Here is a 17114-nt window from a genome sequence, read left to right on the forward strand (position 1 = left end):
TCCCGTCCGCACGCGGAGGATACGGCCATGGGCATGTTCACGAAGGACATCGAAACGTTGCACGATTTGTTCGTGTACCAGCTGAAGGACATTTACTACGCCGAGCGCCGCATCGCGCAGGCGCTGCCCAAGATGGCGGCGCGCGCGGCGGACCTTGAGCTGAGGCACGGTTTCGAGACGCACGCGCGTGAAACCCAGGAACAGGTCGCCCGGCTGGAACGGGTGTTCCAGATGCACGGCGCGGTGCCGGAAGCCGCGAAGTGCCCCTCCATCGACGGCATCATCGATGAGACCGACGAGGTGGTGGGTGAGGTCGCGGACAAGGGCGTCCTGGATGCCGCCTTGGTCGCCGCCGCCCAATCGGTTGAGCATTACGAGATCGCGCGCTATGGCACCCTGGTCGCCTGGGCCCAAATGCTGGGCCGGGCGGACAGCGCCCAGCTGCTGCGCCTCAGCCTGGATGAGGAAAAGGCCACGGATGAGTGGCTGAGCATGTTGGCCAGGACGCGGTTGAACCGGGCCGCCGCCTGACGCCGCTCGCCCCCTGGCCGTTAACGCCTGGGGCATTTGTGGGGCGGACGGCCCCTGCCGGGAACCGCCAGCGCCTTTCGGTTGTTGTTCAAGCGGTTAGCAAAACCGCCTTGCAACAACCGGGTGGCCCGCCCAGGCGCCTTGCGGCGTACGGGAAAAGCGGCCCGCCCCAACCGGAGGAGTTACCATGAAACGCGCCAACCTGTTCCTGGCCGCCGCCCTGGGCGTGTCCGCCCTGGGCACCGCCGTCATCCTGCCCGCCGCCCCGACCCTGGCGCAGGGCACCACCCAGCGCATCGCCTCCACCAAGGTGGACGTGGCGACCGTGGCCACCGGCCACCGCTCGTCCAAGATCGTGGGCGCCAAGGTGGTGAACGACCAGAACGACACCGTCGGCACGGTCGACGACCTGATCATCTCGCCCAAGGACAGCGTGCCCTACGCCATCCTGTCGGTGGGTGGTTTCCTGGGGGTCGGCGATCGTCTGGTGGCCGTGCCCTACAGCGCCCTGCAGATCACCGATGACAAGATCGAGCTGCCCGGCGGCAACAAGGACGCGCTGAAGAACCAGCCGGCGTTCCACTACGCCAAGAGCTAAGGACGCTGGCGTCCGAAGCCGATAGGGCCCGCGGGAGGCGCACCCTCCCGCGGGCCTTGTCGTGTTCAGCGCCGGCTGCTGCCGAAGATGAAGCCCAGCACCACGCCAAAGGCCGTGTAGGCCACGGGCGCGCTGGTCAGCAGGTCGGTCAGTTTCATGCCCGGCGTGCGGGGCGCCTGCTTGGGCGGGGGCGGGGCTTCACCCGTGCCGTGATAGGCGCCCTCCGCCAGCTGCTCCAGCTTGGTGCGGGGCCGTGGGCGGGGCGGTTCGGGGGAAGGGTGGGGCGGTGGCGTGAAAGAAGCCATGGGGTTCCTCCTTGGTCACTGATCGAGGGGCGTTTTCCGCCCGTCTTGAACTGAGGGAACCACCGCCCCGTCCGCCCTGTTCCGTCCCGCCCGCATTTCGACGGGAACCAATGCCGGGCTGGGGCATTGGCTTGCGGACCACGGGCTTGTGGGTTGGGCCTTGGAGGAGGGAGCGCATGGAGACGAAACTCAGCCGGCGTGGCCTGTTGGGCGCCGGGCTCGCCGCCGGTGCGGCCGGCGCCCTGCCGTTGGCGGCACCCGGCGCGCCGGAGCAATCCGCCCGGGGCGGTGGCGCCGGTCCCGACATCCGAGGCGACATGCCATGGCAGGAAGGGGCGGCGGATGCGCCGTTTCCAGCCGACCGCCGGGCCGGCTACATCTATTTCACCGCGGCGGAGGCCGCCTTCATCGAGGCGGCGGTGGGCCGCCTGATCCCCGCCGACGAACTGGGCGGCGGCGCCATCGAGGCGGCCGTGCCGCTGTTCATCGACCGACAGCTGGACGGGCAATATGGCCACGCCACCCGCTGGTACATGCAGGGCCCCTGGGCGCCCCCGCTGAAGACCCAGGGGTATCAGAGCCGCATGACGCCGGCTGAGGTCTACCGGTCCGCCATCCGCGCCATCGACGATATGGTGGCCCAGCGGCACGGGGGCGTCCCCTTCGCCAAGCTGCCGCCCGACCAGCAGGACGCGGTGCTGAAGGGCCTGGAGACGGACGAGCTGGCCATCGAGGGCGTCGACACCAAGGTGTTCTTCACCCTGCGGCTGCAGAACACCATCGAGGGTTTCTTCGGCGACCCCGTCTATGGCGGGAACAAGGACATGATCGGCTGGCGCCTGATCGGTTTCCCCGGCGCCCGCTATGACCATGGGCCATTCGTCGACCGCCACAACCAGCCCTATCCGCTGCCGCCGGTCGGCATCACCGGCCGCCCCGGCTGGATGCCGCGCGACGAGGACGGCCAGCCCAAGGAAGTGGGGACCAAGACCCATGTCTGAGAAACTGCCCTCTGTCGACGTGCTGGTGGTGGGGTTCGGCTGGACCGGCGCCATCGTGGCCCAGGAACTGACCGACGCCGGCCTGAACGTCCTGGCCTTGGAACGGGGAAGATGGCGGGACACGCCCACCGATTTCGCCCCCACCTTCGCCCAGGATGAGTTGCGCTACATGTGGCGCCACGCGCTGTTCGAGAACCTGGCGCACAACACCCTGACCATCCGCAACAACACCAGCCAGACGGCGCTGCCCATGCGGGTCATGGGCTCGTTCCTGCCGGGCACGGGGGTGGGGGGCTCCGGCGTGCACTGGAATGGTCAGACCTGGCGTTTCCTGCCCAGCGACCTTGAGGTGCGCAGCCATGTCACCCGGCGCTATGGCGCCAAGGCCATCCCCGCCGACATGACCATCCAGGACTTCGGCGTCACCTACGACGACTTGGAACCACATTACGACCGCTTCGAGTACCTCTGCGGCACCTCGGGCACGGCGGGCAACCTGAACGGCCAGATCCAACCGGGCGGCAACCCGTTCGAGGGCGCGCGCAAGCGGGCCTATCCCACCCCCGCCATGCGCCAGGCCTATGCGCCCACGCTGTTCGCCGAGGCCGCCGCCAAGCTGGGCTACCACCCTTTCCCGCAGCCGTCCTCCAACCTGTCGCAGGCCTACACCAACCCGCTGGGCGTGCAGCTGGCCCCCTGCACCTACTGCGGCTTCTGCGAGAAGTTCGGCTGCGGCAACTATTCCAAGGCCTCGGCGCAGACCACCATCCTGCCCGTGCTGATGCGCAAGCCCAACTTCACCCTGCGCACGGAGGCGGAGGCGCTGACGATCAACCGGGACAGCACGGGCAAGCGGGCGGTCAGCGTCACCTACGTCGACGCCCAGGGGCGCGAGTTCGAGCAGCCGGCCGACCTGATCTTCCTGGGCACGTACGCCCTCAACAACGTCCGCCTGCTGCTGCTGTCGGGCATCGGCACGCCCTACGACCCACGGACGGGCCAGGGCGTGGTGGGGCGCAACTACGCCTACCAGCGCACCTCCTTCGTGAACGCCTTCTTCGACGACAAAATCCTGAACCCCTTCATCGGGGCGGGCGCGCACGGCATGCACATCGACGACTTCAACGGCGACAACTTCGACCATGGCGGCCTGGGCTTCCTGGGTGGCGGCTATTTCGGGGTGCTGCAGACCGGCGCACGGCCCATCGAGACGCACCCGGTGCCGGAGGGCACGCCCACCTGGGGCGGGGCGTGGAAAAAGGCGGTGGCGGCCAACTACCTCAAGACCACCACCATCTCCACCCACGGCGGGGTGATGAGCCATCGCGGCAATTACCTGGACCTGGACCCCACCTACCGGGACGTCTACGGACGGCCGCTGCTGCGCATGACCTTCGACTACACCGACAATGAACAGAAAATGGCCCGCTACATCACCGACCGCGCGGCCGACGTGGCCCGCGCCATGAGCCCGCGCGAGATCAAGGTGGTGTACCGCGACGGCTCCTGGGACGTGGTGCCCTACCAGACCACGCACAACACCGGCGGCGCCATAATGGGCGCCGACCCCAAGACCAGCGTGGTGAACCGCTATCTGCAAAGCTGGGACGTCAGCAACCTGTTCGTGATGGGCGCCAGCGCCTTCCCCCAGAACCCCGGCTACAACCCCACCGGCACGGTGGCGGCGCTGGCCTACTGGTCGCTGGAGGCCGTGCGCGAACAGTACCTGAAGTCCCCCGGCCCGCTGGTGCGCACGTGAAGCCGCCCCTGCGGCGCGCGCTTGTGACCGGGCTGTTGAGCCTGGGCATCCTGGTGGCCACCCTGTCGCTGGTGGCCATCGGCCTCAGCGGCATCGCCAACGGCCAGCCGCCCTCGGGCACGTCGGGTCCCTACCCGCCGGTGATGGATCCGGATGTGGCGAAGGGGTACTACGTGGCGGTTCTAGGTGATTGCGTCGGCTGCCATACCGTGCCCGGCGGCCTGCCCTTCGCCGGCGGGCGCCCCCTGGTCACCCCCTTCGGCACCATCTATTCCGCCAACATCACCCCCGACAAGGACGCCGGCATCGGGCGCTGGACGGCTGACGACTTCTACCGCGCGCTGCATGAGGGCAAGGCGCCGGACGGCCATCTTTACCCCGCCTTCCCCTACAACTATTACACCCGCATCGGCCGGGCGGATTCCGACGCGCTGTTCGCCTATCTGCGCGGCCTGCCGCCCTCGCCCAAGCGCTCGCCGCGCAGCGATCTGCCTTTTCCCTTCAACATCCGCGCCCTGATGATGGGTTGGAACCTGCTGTTCCTGGACAAGGGGGATTACAAGCCGGACCCGGCGAAGTCTGCCGCCTGGAACCGAGGCGCCTATCTGGTGGAGGGGCCGGGCCACTGCGCCGCCTGCCACACGCCCAAGAACTTCCTCGGCGCCCCCCGCACCAGCCGCGATTATCACGGCGGCGACATCGGCAACGGCTGGTACGCGCCGGACATCACCCCCAACAAGCGCACCGGCATCGGGGGATGGAGCGATGAGGAATTGTTCCAGTACCTGAAGACCGGCCGCAACGCGCACGCCAACGCCGCCGCCGACATGGGCGAGGTGGTGGCCTATTCCACCTCGCGCATGACCGATGACGACCTGCGCGCCATCATCGCCTATCTGCGCGACCGCCCGGCGCGGGCCGACGACACGCCGGCCAAGCCCGACCCCGCCGTCATGAAGGCGGGCGAGGCCGTCTATGTCGACAGCTGCGCCGCCTGTCACCGCATGGATGGCGCCGGCTCCATGGCCATGTTCCCCCGCCTGCCCGGCAGCCCCAACCTGCAGCAGCCCAACCCCAGCACGCTGATCCGCGTTTTGCTGGTGGGCAGCCGCAGCCTGCCGACCGACGCCCGGCCGACGCCGACCTCCATGCCGGCCTTCAATTGGAAGCTGAGGGACGAGCAGATCGCCGCCGTGGCCACCTACGTCCGCAACAGCTGGGGCAACGCGGCGGCGCCGGTGGGCGTCGACACGGTGACCAGGATGCGCAAGGCCCTGGGCGCCGATCGCCGCACCCTGCCGGATGGCTACCCCACCGACATGCGCCACCCCAACCCGGAAACCATCTCCAGCCCCCACACCGACAGCCGGCAGAACGGGACGGGGCAGGCGGGAACGGCGGCGGACGGGGGCGGCCCTTAGCTCACACCGCCGCCCGATAGGCCATGCCCTCCACCCCGTGCAGGAAGCCGTTGCTGAAGCGCCGGCCGGGGCACAGTTCACGCAGGCGGTCGCGCGCCGGGGGCACCGCAAGGGTGCCGTCCAGCACGGCGCGGAAGGTTTCCGCAACCGCCACCATGTCGCAATCCTGGGGCGATAGGCGGAAGCGGCTGACGCCCAGGGCGCGCAGCCGGCCCAGGTCGCCCAGCAGGTCCAGGTAGCTGCCTGACAGGGTCTGCACCCCGTTCACCGTCAGGAAGGGCCCGCTGGCCGGCTTGCCCCCGGCTTGGGTGTCCCCATCCAGTGTGTCCAGGTCCATGCCGTCCGGATGTTTTTCGCAGACGTAGCGGCAGCCGTCCTTGTGCAGGCCATGGGCGCGGGCGTGGTAGCAGCGGGCCGAGATGGCCAGCGGCAGGCGGCCGAAGGCCTGCACCTCCAGGCCGGTGCCGCAGACCAAGGCGGCCCGTGACAAGGCCGCGATGGCGTCGGCCGTCAGTTCGCCGGGCAGGCAGACGCGGACCGCGCCCTGCCGGGCCATCAATTCCAAGGTGCCGGGGTTGTAGACGGCCACCAGGGGGCCCACGGCGTGTGGCCGGCCGGCGCAGGCGGCCACGGCCGTCAGGTCGTTGGCCTCCACCAGGACGTCGCCGTCGGCGGCCGCCAGGTCCATCACGGCCTGACGCTCGCGCGCCTGCATGACCAGCGCCAGGCTGCCCAGCACCACCTCCTTGCCGGCGCCCCGCAGGCGGTCCGCCACCTCGGGGATGTGGCTGTCGAAGAAGGGCGCGCGCTTGGAGCAGACCACCTCGCCCAGGACGACGGTGTCGACCGGCGCCTCATCGGCGATACGGGCATAGAAGTCGCGCCGCCGGGCGGCCGGCCAGTGGAAGTGCAAGGGGCCCAGGGTCAGCTTGGGACGCTCAAGGGGCATGATCATCTTCCCCGTTCAGCGCCAGCGCCGGTCGTAGGCGCCGGCGGTGGCGCGGCCGCCTTCCATCTCGCTGGCCAAATCCGGCAGGGTGAAGCCGCCGGCCGCGGCCGCGTCGATGGCGCGGCGGAATTCGCCCACCACGCGGGCGACATAGGCGCGGCCCCGCTGCCGTCCCTCGATCTTCAACGCCCGCACCCCCGCCTTGATCAGGCCGGGAAGGTGGTCGGCGGCGTTCAGCGACGTCGGCTCCTCGAACAGGTATCCGGTGGTGGCGTTGGCGCGGAACCGGCCCTTGCACAGGGTGGGATAGCCGGCCGGCGATCCGGCGGGGTGGCGGTCGATGGTGACGCCGCCCAGGCGGGCGGTGACGTCGCCGCCGGGCTCCCGCCGGAACTGCACCGCGCCGGCGGGCGAACATACGCCATGGGTGTTGGGCGACTGGCCGGTGACGTAGCTGGACAGCTGGCAGCGCCCCTCCGCCATCACGCACATGCCGCCGAAGGCGAACACCTCCGTCTCCACCGGCGCCACCGCCGCCGTCAGCTCCGTCACCTCCGCCAGGGTCAGCACGCGCGGCAACACCACGCGCTGCACGCTGAAGGTTTGGGCCAGGTAGCGGATGGCCTCGGGCGTGGAGGCCGCGGCCTGGACCGACAGGTGCAGGCGCAGGGTGGGGTGCGTGGCCTGGGCATAGGCCAGCAGGCCCAGGTCGGCCAGGATGACCGCGTCGGCCCCGGCCTCGGCCGCGTTGTCCACCGCACGGTGCCAGGTGGCCTCCTCCCCCGCTCGGGGGAAGGTGTTGATGGCGATGTAGAGTGACCGGCCAGCCTGGTGGGTGCGGGTGGCGGCGGCGCGCATCTCCGCCGGGTTGAAGTTCAGGCCGGGGAAGTTGCGGGCGTTGGTGGCGTCGGCGTAACCGCAATAGACGGCGTCGGCCCCGGCTTCCACCGCCGCGTCCAGCGCCGCCGGCGTGCCGGCGGGGCAGACCAGGGACAAAGGCGCCGATGACGGGGGCGCCGATGATAGGGGCGCACGCGACAGGGGCGCGGTCATGGCCGCACCTCCGCCGCCGGCGGGGCGGGCTGCAGTGTCGCGCGGGCCACCAGGTGCAGCAGGCCGTCAATCTCGCCATACCACCGCCGGCCCAGGGTGAAAAGGCGTCGGGGTAGGCGGGCCGCCAGGTCGCGCTCCAGCGCGATGCCGGCGCCGTCCACGGCGTTGCGCAGGATCAGCACCGCCTCCATGTCGCCCTCGATCATCAGCTGCCGGCTGAAGAACAGGGAATCGCCGTCGACGCGGCCCTCCAGCAAGGCCAGCAGCGCCGCCAGGGGCGCCCGCAGCGTGGCGGCCGCCAGGGGCAGGGTGCCGCCATCGGCGATGGGCCACAGGCCGGGCCGCGCACCCGCCGGACGCAGCAGGAAGCGCACCGGCAGGTCGCTAGGATCGACCAGGAAAGCCCGCTCCCCCAGCACCGCCAGGCGCTGGAAGACATCGGCATGGCGCTGCCGCAGGCGGGCGAAGGCCATCTGTGCCAAGCGTGTGGCGGCCGGTCCGGTCAGCGGGCGGCCCAGCAGCGGCAGGGGGGTAGGGCACGCGCCGCCAGCCCGGCCAGCAGCACGGGCGACAAAGGGGGCGGGTCGGTCGGGTCGAGACTCACGGGGGGCATCCCAATAGGGCGGCAGGTGGCGCGACTGTGGGCGTCGCGGCCCGGGGATGTCGTTGACATGGCACAATAATGAATGGGCGCCGCCTTGAAACGGGGCCTGCCCGTGCCGATACAAGGGAAGCTTCTTGCCACCCAACGATGCGGACACCGAATGCCTGGGAATCCCTATTACGACGGTCCTGTGACGGACCATTTCGACGGTGTCCGCTTTTTCAATCCCGGCCAAGCCCCGACCGATCGCAGCCTGGGGGAGATCCTGCGCTGGCGCTGGGGCGGCAAGCGGCCGGTATGGCCCACGGCGGTGGCGGGGCGGCAGGTACGTCCGGCGGCGCGGGTGGCGGGGCTCGCCGTCACCATGGTCGGTCACGCCAGCGTGCTGATCCAGGTGGCGGGGCTGAACCTGCTGGTGGATCCCGTCTGGTCGGAACGGGTCAGCCCCTTTCAATGGCTGGGGCCGCGCCGGGTGAACCGTCCGGGTGTCGCCTTCGAGGACCTGCCGCCCATCGACGTGGTGCTGCTGACCCACAACCATTACGACCATCTGGACGTGGGCACCCTGCGCCGGCTGTGGGCCGCCCACCGCCCCCGCATCGTGGCCCCCCTGGGCAATGACCGCGTGGTGGCGCGCGAGGTGGGGCCCCTGCCGGTGGAAACCGGCGACTGGGGCGACACGGTGGCGCTGGGCCCCGCCGTCACCGCCTGTTTCCATCCCGCCTACCACTGGTCGGCGCGGCGGCTGGGCGATCGGCGCATGGCGCTGTGGTGCGGCTTCGTGCTGCGCACTCCCCATGGCCCTGTCTACGTCGCGGGCGATACCGGCTATGGCGATGGCGCCATCTTCCGGCAGGTAAGACAGCACCATGGCGCGCCCACCGTCGCCATCCTCCCCATCGGCGCCTACGACCCCCGCTGGTTCATGAAGCAGCAGCACTGCGATCCGGCGGAGGCCGTGCGCATCCTGGCCGACTGTGGCGCCCGCCAGGGGCTGGCCGTGCATTGGGGCACCTTTCCCCTGTCGGATGAGGAACGCCTGGCCCCGCCGCAGGAACTGGCCCAGGCGCTGGCGCTGGCGGGCATCGCGGCCGACCGCTTTCGCGCGCTGGAACCGGGGGACGTCTGGACCGGCCCAGGCCAGGGAGCGCCAAACCAGGACGATCCATCGTCCATTCCTGTACCGGCGCCCTGAAAATCCGCAATGAACAAAAAAAGAAGCCGGCCGGGACCATGATCCCGGCCGGCCTTCAGTGCCCTGACAAACTCAGAAGTTTAGCGTGGCTGTCAGCAGCTTGACGTTGATGGCGGCCCAGACGAAGAAGATCAGCGACAGGGCCACCAGCACCGCCCAGGCGGTACCCCAGGGCCGGCGGCCGCCCCGGGTGGCGATGTCGTAGGCGTTCCAAAGGGCGGCCACGGTGCCGGCGATGGTGGCCAGCAACACCAGCTGCATCAGGCGCATCCAGATGTCCAGCCGACCGTCCAGGGCGTCCACGCCGTGGTTGATGACCGACAGCATGATCCCCCAGCCCAGGACGAAGACCAGGACCAGCCAGGCAGCGGCCCGCGTGGCGCGGTGCAGGACCAGCGCCCGGCCGGTGATGCCGGGGTTGTAGCGGTAGCGGCGGCGCACCAAGGCCACGACGGGCCAGGACAGGGCGGTCAGGGCCAGCACGCCCAGCGCCACCGCCATCACCGGCGTGATCCAGCCGGCGTTCAGCGAGCTCGGCGCCGGCACGAACTCGATGATGGGGGCATAGGCGCCGATGGAGAACATGACCACCTTGCCGTCCTTCACCACCGCCGCCAGACGCTCCTTGCCTTCCGCGTCCTGCCACAGCCAGGGGCCGATCTCGCGCCAGCGCTTCGGCACCCGGGCGGCGTCCAGCAGGGCGGAGACGGTGATGGTGTCGTCGTCGTTCGCCACGATCTGGGCCTCGCCCAGCAGGCTGAACAGGCGCATGAAATTGGTCTCGGAGCCGCGGCTGCTGACATAGTGCCCGGCCATGACCTGGGCATGCTCCTTGGCGGTGGGGGCCGTGGGCAGCTCGGGCTTGGGCTGCGGGAAGTAGCGGTCCGTGAAGTCGACGAAGACGTGCTCCCGCAGCACATGGGCGGCGGCCTCGCGCCCGGCGCTGTTGAAGGACATGTAGAGCCCGACGCCGTCGTCGATGAACAGGTGCAGGTCGGAATGGAAGACGTCGGTGTCGCCGCCATGGCCCACGATGCGATGGCCGTTGCGGTCCTCATGGTAGAAGCCCAACCCCATGGACGGCAGGCCGGGGTAGGGGGTGTTGGCGTTGGCGTACATCTGCTCCGCCGTCGCCTTGTCCAGGATCGGCCCGCCGTGGGCCAGGTGCGCGATCATGAACTGCGCCATGTCGGCGCCGGTGGCGGACAGGGCGCCGGCCGGCGACATGTCGATGATCTCGAACGGCTGCGGGTCCTTGGACGCCTGCTCGTACCCCTTGGACATGCCCCCGGCCAGGTTGGCCGGCAAGGGCTGGACGAAGGTGGAATGCTGCATGCCGAGGGGCGTGAAGATATGGTTCTGGATGTATTGGGCGAAGGGCTCGCCCGACACCCGCTCCACGATATAACCCGCCATCGAGGCGCCGTAGTTGGAATAGGCCGGGATTTGTCCCGGGGCGTAGATGCGCGTGGGCACCCAGCGCTTCATGGCCTCACCCAGCGGCTTGGCCAGCTTGGGGTCGTTCAGCAGCAGGTACTTGGCCGTCTCCTCGAACCCCGGGGTGTGCGTCATGATGTGGCGCAGCGTGATGGGTTTGCCGAAGGCCGGCGGGATCTTGTAGTCCAGGTAATCGTTGACGTCCCGGTCCAGGTCCAGCTTGCCGGCCTGCACCTGCTGCATCACCGCCGTCCAGGTGAACAGCTTGGAGATGGAGCCGGGGCGGAACAGAGTGCCGGCGGGATCCACCGGCTTCTTCTCCTTCACGTCGGCATAGCCAAAGCCGCGCTGGGTCAGCACCTGGCCGTCCTTCACCACCACCACCACCGCGCCGGCGATGTCGCCCGTCTGCAGGGCGTAGGGCATGTAGCCGTCCAGCCAGGTGTCCACGTCCGCCTTGGTCAACGTGGACGCGGGCGCCGGGGCGGAGGCCGGCGCCTCGCTGGCCGCCGGCACCTGGGCGGGTGGGGTCGGCTTGAGGTCGGCGGGCGACTGCGCCGCGGCCGGCAGGGCCAGGGCGGTCATGAGAAGCGCTAAGAGGCGAACCTTCCACATCGTGTTCTGTCCTTGCCTTAGAAACGATAGCCGAGCGTGGCCCCGAAGGAACGGGGGCGCACGATGGCCGCGGTGACATTGCCATCCAGGGCCGACCCGGCCGCGCCCACATCCAGGATGCCACGGCTGTCGGTCAGGTTGCGCACGAAGGCCTCGACCCGGTATGCGCCGAAGGTGACGCCGGCATGGGCGTCCACCTGGCTGTAGGCGCTGAGGTGCCGCTGGCCATAGCTGGTGTCGAACGCCGATAGCCGGTCGCCGGTGTAGCGCCAGCTGAAGCCGGCGATGCCGTCCACCGTTTCGCTCAGCGGCCGCTGGTATTCCACCGCCAGGGTGGAGGAGAAGCGGGCGGTGTAGGGCAGGCGGTCGCCCTTCAGCCCGCCCACCAGGGGCGGCGCATCGCTGGTGAGGGTGGCGTCGACGAAGGCGCCGTTCAGCGACACGGTCAGGCCGGTCAGGGGTCTGACCGTGACCGACGCCTCGATGCCTTGGCTGCGGGCGGTGCCGCCGTTGATGTTGACGCCGTAGTCGTCGACCGAGCTGAACAGCTGGATGTTGTCCCAGTCGATGTAGAAGCCCGTCAACTCCAGCGACAGCCGGCGCTGCAACAGCTCGGTCTTCACACCGATCTCATAATTGGTGGTGGTGTCGGCGCCGAACTGGTGGGGGACGGCGTCCGGCGCCCCGGGCGGCAGCACGTTGGGGCCGCCGGGGCGATAGCCCTTGGCCACCCGCACGTAGATCGTGGTGTCCTCAGTGGGCTTGAACGACGGCGCCACGGAATAGGTGAACACCCCGTCCGAGGAATGGGCGGTGTAGTCTGAGTCGCCGGCCAGCGGGCCGCTGCTGACCTGCACCGCGTCCTGTTCGTTGTGGCTGTAGCGGCCGCCGAAGGTCAGGTCGAACTGGTCGTTGAGGTGGACGGTGCCGCTGGCGAAGCCGGCGTATTCCTCGTACCGCGAGGCCAGGTTGGCCAGCGCCAGGCCGGAGAAGTCGGCGATGTGGGCGCCGCTGGCGCCGTCCACGCCGTCGATGATCTGGTTGATGGCGTTGCGCTCACGCGTGTAGAAGCCACCCACCGTCCATTCCAGCCAGCCGGTGTCGGTGGAGGCCAGGCGCACCTCCTCCGTCAGGCGGCGCTGCTGCACCTGCTGCACCTGGGATGCGCCCAGCGGCACGCCGAAGGCCCCCGTCAGCAGCCCGCCGTACAGGCCGCTCGCGTCCTCCAGCGCGTTTTGATAGAGCGAGCTGTAGCTGGTGGAGGACAATAGCTGCACCGGGCCGAAATCATAACTGCCGGTCAGGTTGTAGACGCGGTACTGCATGTCGCTGGGCTGGGCGACCACGCGGGCCTGCGTGTAATCGCCCAACGCCGGTTTCAGGGTGATGGGGTCGACATCGATCTGGTTGGTGCCGTTGCTGTCCAAATTCTGCAGCACCACCGAGGCCCGCAGGCTCAGCGCGTCGGTGGGCTTGAACAGGGCGGAGACGCGACCGCCGTAGGTGCGGCCGTCATTGATGTCCTTCTCATGCTGGTCGTCGATGAAGCCCGGGTCGCGACGGTAGAAGCCGCTGGCCCGCACGGCCAGGGTATCGGCCAGCGGCACGTTGACCGAGGCGCGGCCGGACCAGCCGGTGTCGCCGTGGGCCACGTCCTCCGTGCTCAGCTCCGCGGCGGCGTGCACGGCATCCATGCTGGGCGCCACCGTCACGTATTTGATCAGGCCGCCCAGCGAATTGGCGCCGTAAAGAGTGCCCTGGGGACCGCGCAGCACTTCCACCCGTTCCAGGTCCGACGGATCCAGGTCGGGGGTCAGGATGGCGCCGTTGGCCAGGGAGGTGGCGGAGCCGTAGGGCGTCTCATCCACGTATGTCGCCACCGTGGCGCCCACGCCGCCGGTGTTGATGCCGCGCAGGATCAGCCGCGCCTGGCCCGCCTGGGTTTCCACCAGGGACGCGCTGGGCACGCGGGTGAAAAAGTCGTCCAGCCGTTCGGCATGGGCCTGTTGCAGCGCCTCCGCCGACACGGCGGAGACGGACTGCGGCACGTCGATCAGGCGCTCCGTCCGTTTCTGCGCCGTGACGACGATCTCCGCCAGCATGTCGGCCGTCTCCGCCGGTGCCGCCGTTGGCGACCCCGCGTCCGGTGCCTGTTGCGCCCGCGCCCCGGCGCTGACGGCCAAGGCCGCCACGCCCGCGCAGAGGAATGCCCTGGTTCCCCGCTTCATTTCCCGATCTCCCTGATCGTTATGTTGGGCCCATGATGGCATGTGTTTCAGATTTGGCAACAGCGTTTCTGCAACACGAATGCTTCTGTGCCGCGACGCTGGTTTTCTCCAGGCGGCTGGTGCACCTTGGACGATGAAACGCCCGGAAACGCCGATGGGAAACGTGAACGTGGGGTTGGGGCTGACGGGCTTGGACAATGAGGGAGGGGAAGGCATGGCCAAATCCGCACCGGACCGGGCGCATCCGGCGCTGGCCCTGCGGGCGGCGCGGATCAAGCAGGGGCTGACGCTGCGCGCCCTGGCGGCCCGCATCGGCATGCCTTTCTCCACCCTGTCCAAGCTCGAGAACGGCAAGATGGAGATGACCTACGACAAGCTGTTGCGTTTGGCGCAGGGGCTGGGCGTGGACATCGGCACCCTGGTCAGCAGCCCGGGGCCGGAGGCCGAGCCGCCGCCGGCCGGCGGCCGCCGCAGCGTTTCCCGCGCCGGCCGGTCGCCGGGCGCCACCTCGGACGTGCACGCCCACCAGTACCCGGCGGCGGATCTGCTGGGCAAGCTGATGGTCCCCATCATCATCGAGGTGCGCGCCCGCAGCGTGGCGGAAATGGGCGGCATGGTGCGCCATTCGGGGGAGGAATACCTGTACGTCCTGTCCGGCGCCATGGAACTGCACACCGATCTCTACGCGCCGTTGCGGCTGGAGGCGGGCAATTCGGTCTATTTCGACAGCGGCATGAGCCACGTCTACGTGCGGGTGAGCGAGGAGACGTGCCGCGTGCTGTCGGTCTGCGCCGGGCCTGGAATCCAGCGTCTGGCCCAATCCGCGGCCAAGGCGTGGAAGCTGTCGCCGGCCACGGACGAGGAAACGGTTTGACACGCTGTTTCCGATATTGAAACACCCGCCGGGCTGTGTGATGCTGATCCCATCATGCAGATCGCACCCCCCGACAACGACAGTCCCGCTGGGGTCATCCCCGGTGTGGAAATAACGAACAGGGACCTTCAACCGTGGCCGCGCCCTGTCGCGGCGTGGACGGCGGTGGCCCTGTTCTGCGTGGCGGCCGTCCTGTCCTACACGGACCGGCAGATCCTCAGCCTGCTGGTGGACCCCATACGGGCCGACCTGGGCATCAGCGACACCCAGGTGGGGGTGCTGCAGGGGGTGGCCTTCGCCCTGATCTATTCCGTCGCCGGATTGCCGCTGGGCCGCCTGGCCGACATGCTGCCGCGCCGCGCCGTCATCTGCGCCGGCGTGGGGCTGTGGAGCATCGGCACGCTGCTGTGCGGCTACGCCCCGTCCTTCTGGGTGCTGTTCGCCGGTCGCCTGATCGTGGGGGTGGGGGAGGCGGCGCTGGCCCCCGCCGCCATGTCCATGATCGCCGACATGTTCCCGGCCGAGCGCCGGGGTCTGGCCACCGGCGTCTTCGTCATGGGCATGACCATCGGCGGCGGTGTCGCCATCGCCATCGGCGGCGCCGTGCTGGGCCTGGCGGCCGCCGGCGGCTTCCAGGGCATACCCCTGCTGGACGGCCTGGCCGCCTGGCGCGCCGTCCTGGTCCTGCTGGGCCTGGCGGGCCTGCCGCTGCTGCTGGCCCTGCTGCCCATCCGCGAGCCCGCGCGGCGCAGCGAGGCGTTGGCGGGTGAGAAAGAGGCGACATCGCTGCGGGAGATCTTCGCCCAGCTGGCGACGGTCCGCACCGTGCTGATCCCTGTCATCGTCTGCTGCGCCTTCATGTCGGTGGGCGACTTCGCCCTGATCGCTTGGGCCCCCGCCTTGCTCAGCCGCCGCTACGCCATGACGCCGGACGCGGTGGGCCTGGCGCTTGGTTCCCTGGTCGTCGTCGCCGGCGTGGTGGCGACGGTGGCGGGCGGCGTCATCAGCGACGTGGCGGTCAAGCGCTATGGCCCCTCGGGCCGCATCTGGGTCGCCACCCTGTGCGCCGTCCTGGCCTTCCCCTTCGCCCTGGTGGCGCTGGCGTCCTCCCCGAACCAGGTGCTGGCCGCCGTCACCTTGTGGACCCTGTTCTCCAGCGCCGCCGGCACCATCGGCATCACGGCGGTGCAGGAGATCGTGCCCAACCGGGCCCGGGGCCTCAGCGTTTCCTTCGTCGCGTTTGGCAACATCATGCTGGGCCTGGGGGGCGGCGCCACCCTGACCGGCTATGTCACCGACCATGTCTTTGCCGACCCCCTGGCCATCGGGCAGTCGCTGACGCTGGTCATCGCCCCCCTGGGGGGGCCGCCATCCTGCTTTTCCTCCATGCCGCCCGAACCGCTCGGAGTGTCAGTCGGTGAGCCTGTCCGTCACCTATCGCCGGGACGCCATGCGCATGCGTGAGCCGTTCCGCATCTCTGGTTATCTGCTGCATGCCATGCCCGCCACCGTCGTCACCGTGGGTGACGGCGCCCACTTCGGCCGGGGCGAAGCGGCGGGCGTGTATTACCTGAACGACGACCCGCCGCATATGGAGCGGGAGATTGAGCGGGTGCGCGACGCCCTTGAGGCCGGCGTGGACCGCCAGGGCCTGCGATCCCTGCTGCCGCCCGGCGGCGCCCGCAACGCGCTGGACTGCGCCTTGTGGGAGCTGGAGTCCCTTCAAAAGGCCACGCCCGTGTGGCGGCTGGCCGGGGTGCCGGAGCCCAAGCCCCAGGTCACCACGTTCACCCTGCCGGCCGACGACCCGGCGGAGATCCTGCGCCGCCTGGAGGCCTTCACCAGCGCCACCTCCATCAAGCTGAAGCTGGAGGGCGACCTGGCGGCGGACACGGAACGGGTGCGCGCCGTGCGCCGTGCCCGGCCGGATGTCTGGCTGTCGGTCGACGCCAACCAGGGCTTCGGGCCCGGGGACCTGGAACCGCTGGCCGCCATGCTGGTGGACCAGGACGTGGCGCTGCTGGAACAGCCGGTGCGCCGGGGTAGTGAACACCTGCTGGACGGATGGGACGCGCCCCTGCCGGTGGCGGCGGATGAGAGCATCCTGGATCTGAAGGAACTGCGGGAGCAGTACCGCCGCTTCGACATCGTCAACATCAAGCTGGACAAGTGCGGCGGCCTGACCGAGGCGCTGGCCATGGCGGCGGAGGCCCGGCGCCTGGGCCTGGGCGTCATGGTGGGCAACATGGCGGGATCGGTCCTGGCGGCCGCGCCCGGCTTCGTCCTGGCGCAACTGTGCGACGTGGTCGATCTGGACGGCCCCTATTTCCTGGCCGAGCCGGGGGCCGACCGGGGCATCTTCAACGCCGGGAAGGTGATGATTCCGGCCGATTTCTGGGGCTGGGGGTAACCCTTCCTCCGCCTCGGCGGGCCTGCAGGGGGTATGTCGCCCGAGGCCCTTCCCCCCGGCGCGCACATCCTCGACGGAAGCGGTTCGCGGACTATCTACCTTCCGCCGCCGTTCCCGACGCCCGAAGGTGCCGC

Annotated in this window: 15 protein-coding genes; 9 read left to right on the forward strand and 6 right to left on the reverse strand. The window is 69.7% G+C overall.

The window, feature by feature from the left end; genetic code table 11:
* Nucleotides 1–27: 27 nt before the first annotated feature.
* On the forward strand, nt 28–531 hold the full coding sequence (locus tag UAJ10_RS08510) for a YciE/YciF ferroxidase family protein (RefSeq protein WP_322914952.1): 504 nt from the start codon (nt 28–30) through the stop codon (nt 529–531).
* A 187-nt stretch (nt 532–718) separates the two neighbouring features.
* Nucleotides 719–1129 (forward strand): PRC-barrel domain-containing protein, encoded by a 411-nt coding sequence (locus tag UAJ10_RS08515; RefSeq protein ID WP_322914953.1) that lies wholly within the window; start codon nt 719–721, stop codon nt 1127–1129.
* A gap of 65 nt (nt 1130–1194) precedes the next feature.
* Here UAJ10_RS08515 and UAJ10_RS08520 read toward each other — a convergent pair whose 3' ends face one another.
* Nucleotides 1195–1434 carry a hypothetical protein gene (locus UAJ10_RS08520; protein WP_322914954.1) on the reverse strand — a complete coding sequence of 80 codons (240 nt, stop codon included), beginning with the start codon at nt 1432–1434 and terminating at the stop codon, nt 1195–1197.
* Nucleotides 1435–1610: 176 nt separating this feature from the next.
* On the opposite strand from UAJ10_RS08520, the gene UAJ10_RS08525 reads away from it, so the two are divergent.
* The 3 genes from UAJ10_RS08525 to UAJ10_RS08535 are packed head-to-tail and all read left to right on the forward strand — an operon-like array spanning nt 1611 to nt 5615.
* Entirely contained in the window at nt 1611–2435 is an 825-nt protein-coding gene (locus UAJ10_RS08525; protein ID WP_322914955.1) for a gluconate 2-dehydrogenase subunit 3 family protein, read from the forward strand.
* Nucleotides 2428–4194 (forward strand): GMC family oxidoreductase, encoded by a 1767-nt coding sequence (locus tag UAJ10_RS08530; RefSeq protein ID WP_322914956.1) that lies wholly within the window; start codon nt 2428–2430, stop codon nt 4192–4194. The genes UAJ10_RS08525 and UAJ10_RS08530 overlap by 8 nt, the downstream gene beginning before the upstream one ends.
* Before the next feature lie 23 nt (nt 4195–4217).
* Nucleotides 4218–5615: a c-type cytochrome gene (locus tag UAJ10_RS08535; RefSeq protein ID WP_322914957.1), complete on the forward strand. Its 1398-nt coding sequence runs from the start codon at nt 4218–4220 to the stop codon at nt 5613–5615.
* A 1-nt stretch (nt 5616) separates the two neighbouring features.
* On the opposite strand, the gene ubiV is transcribed toward UAJ10_RS08535, so the two are convergent.
* The 3 genes from ubiV to ubiT are packed head-to-tail and all read right to left on the reverse strand — an operon-like array spanning nt 5617 to nt 8099.
* Nucleotides 5617–6564: a ubiquinone anaerobic biosynthesis protein UbiV gene (gene ubiV / locus UAJ10_RS08540; protein WP_322914958.1), complete on the reverse strand. Its 948-nt coding sequence runs from the start codon at nt 6562–6564 to the stop codon at nt 5617–5619.
* Nucleotides 6565–6579: 15 nt separating this feature from the next.
* Complete coding sequence (ubiU, locus tag UAJ10_RS08545) at nt 6580–7617, reverse strand: ubiquinone anaerobic biosynthesis protein UbiU (RefSeq protein WP_322914959.1); 1038 nt, start codon at nt 7615–7617, stop codon at nt 6580–6582.
* The gene (gene ubiT / locus UAJ10_RS08550) at nt 7614–8099 is read right to left on the reverse strand and encodes a ubiquinone anaerobic biosynthesis accessory factor UbiT (protein ID WP_416235351.1); all 486 of its coding nucleotides are present in this window, start codon (nt 8097–8099) and stop codon (nt 7614–7616) included. Before ubiT ends, ubiU begins: the two co-directional genes overlap by 4 nt.
* 282 nt (nt 8100–8381) lie before the next feature.
* Between ubiT and UAJ10_RS08555 the strand changes: the two genes are divergently transcribed.
* Nucleotides 8382–9416, forward strand: coding sequence for an MBL fold metallo-hydrolase (locus tag UAJ10_RS08555; RefSeq protein WP_322914960.1), 1035 nt, complete (start codon nt 8382–8384; stop codon nt 9414–9416).
* A 72-nt stretch (nt 9417–9488) separates the two neighbouring features.
* Here UAJ10_RS08555 and UAJ10_RS08560 read toward each other — a convergent pair whose 3' ends face one another.
* Nucleotides 9489–11468 (reverse strand): serine hydrolase domain-containing protein, encoded by a 1980-nt coding sequence (locus UAJ10_RS08560; protein WP_322914961.1) that lies wholly within the window; start codon nt 11466–11468, stop codon nt 9489–9491.
* Between the two features lie 17 nt (nt 11469–11485).
* Complete coding sequence (locus tag UAJ10_RS08565; RefSeq protein ID WP_322914962.1) at nt 11486–13696, reverse strand: TonB-dependent receptor; 2211 nt, start codon at nt 13694–13696, stop codon at nt 11486–11488.
* 214 nt (nt 13697–13910) lie between these two features.
* On the opposite strand from UAJ10_RS08565, the gene UAJ10_RS08570 reads away from it, so the two are divergent.
* The 3 genes from UAJ10_RS08570 to UAJ10_RS08580 are packed head-to-tail and all read left to right on the forward strand — an operon-like array spanning nt 13911 to nt 16980.
* On the forward strand, nt 13911–14570 hold the full coding sequence (locus UAJ10_RS08570; RefSeq protein WP_322914963.1) for a helix-turn-helix domain-containing protein: 660 nt from the start codon (nt 13911–13913) through the stop codon (nt 14568–14570).
* A 54-nt stretch (nt 14571–14624) separates the two neighbouring features.
* Nucleotides 14625–16034 carry an MFS transporter gene (locus UAJ10_RS08575; protein ID WP_322914964.1) on the forward strand — a complete coding sequence of 470 codons (1410 nt, stop codon included), beginning with the start codon at nt 14625–14627 and terminating at the stop codon, nt 16032–16034.
* Nucleotides 15988–16980 (forward strand): dipeptide epimerase, encoded by a 993-nt coding sequence (locus tag UAJ10_RS08580; RefSeq protein WP_322914965.1) that lies wholly within the window; start codon nt 15988–15990, stop codon nt 16978–16980. The genes UAJ10_RS08575 and UAJ10_RS08580 overlap by 47 nt, the downstream gene beginning before the upstream one ends.
* Nucleotides 16981–17114 lie beyond the last annotated feature (134 nt).

Source organism: Nitrospirillum guaranorum (assembly GCF_034653275.1).
GTDB lineage: Bacteria > Pseudomonadota > Alphaproteobacteria > Azospirillales > Azospirillaceae > Nitrospirillum.

Coding starts and splice junctions, on each gene's coding strand:
- UAJ10_RS08530 (WP_322914956.1), top strand. CDS start 2,428: ATGTCTGAGAAACTGCCCTCTGTCGACGTGCTGGTGGTGGGGTTCGGC.
- ubiU (WP_322914959.1), bottom strand. CDS start 7,617: ATGACCGCGCCCCTGTCGCGTGCGCCCCTATCATCGGCGCCCCCGTCA.
- UAJ10_RS08515 (WP_322914953.1), top strand. CDS start 719: ATGAAACGCGCCAACCTGTTCCTGGCCGCCGCCCTGGGCGTGTCCGCC.
- UAJ10_RS08555 (WP_322914960.1), top strand. CDS start 8,382: ATGCCTGGGAATCCCTATTACGACGGTCCTGTGACGGACCATTTCGAC.
- UAJ10_RS08565 (WP_322914962.1), bottom strand. CDS start 13,696: ATGAAGCGGGGAACCAGGGCATTCCTCTGCGCGGGCGTGGCGGCCTTG.
- ubiV (WP_322914958.1), bottom strand. CDS start 6,564: ATGCCCCTTGAGCGTCCCAAGCTGACCCTGGGCCCCTTGCACTTCCAC.
- UAJ10_RS08570 (WP_322914963.1), top strand. CDS start 13,911: ATGGCCAAATCCGCACCGGACCGGGCGCATCCGGCGCTGGCCCTGCGG.
- UAJ10_RS08520 (WP_322914954.1), bottom strand. CDS start 1,434: ATGGCTTCTTTCACGCCACCGCCCCACCCTTCCCCCGAACCGCCCCGC.
- UAJ10_RS08575 (WP_322914964.1), top strand. CDS start 14,625: ATGCAGATCGCACCCCCCGACAACGACAGTCCCGCTGGGGTCATCCCC.
- UAJ10_RS08525 (WP_322914955.1), top strand. CDS start 1,611: ATGGAGACGAAACTCAGCCGGCGTGGCCTGTTGGGCGCCGGGCTCGCC.
- UAJ10_RS08510 (WP_322914952.1), top strand. CDS start 28: ATGGGCATGTTCACGAAGGACATCGAAACGTTGCACGATTTGTTCGTG.
- UAJ10_RS08560 (WP_322914961.1), bottom strand. CDS start 11,468: ATGTGGAAGGTTCGCCTCTTAGCGCTTCTCATGACCGCCCTGGCCCTG.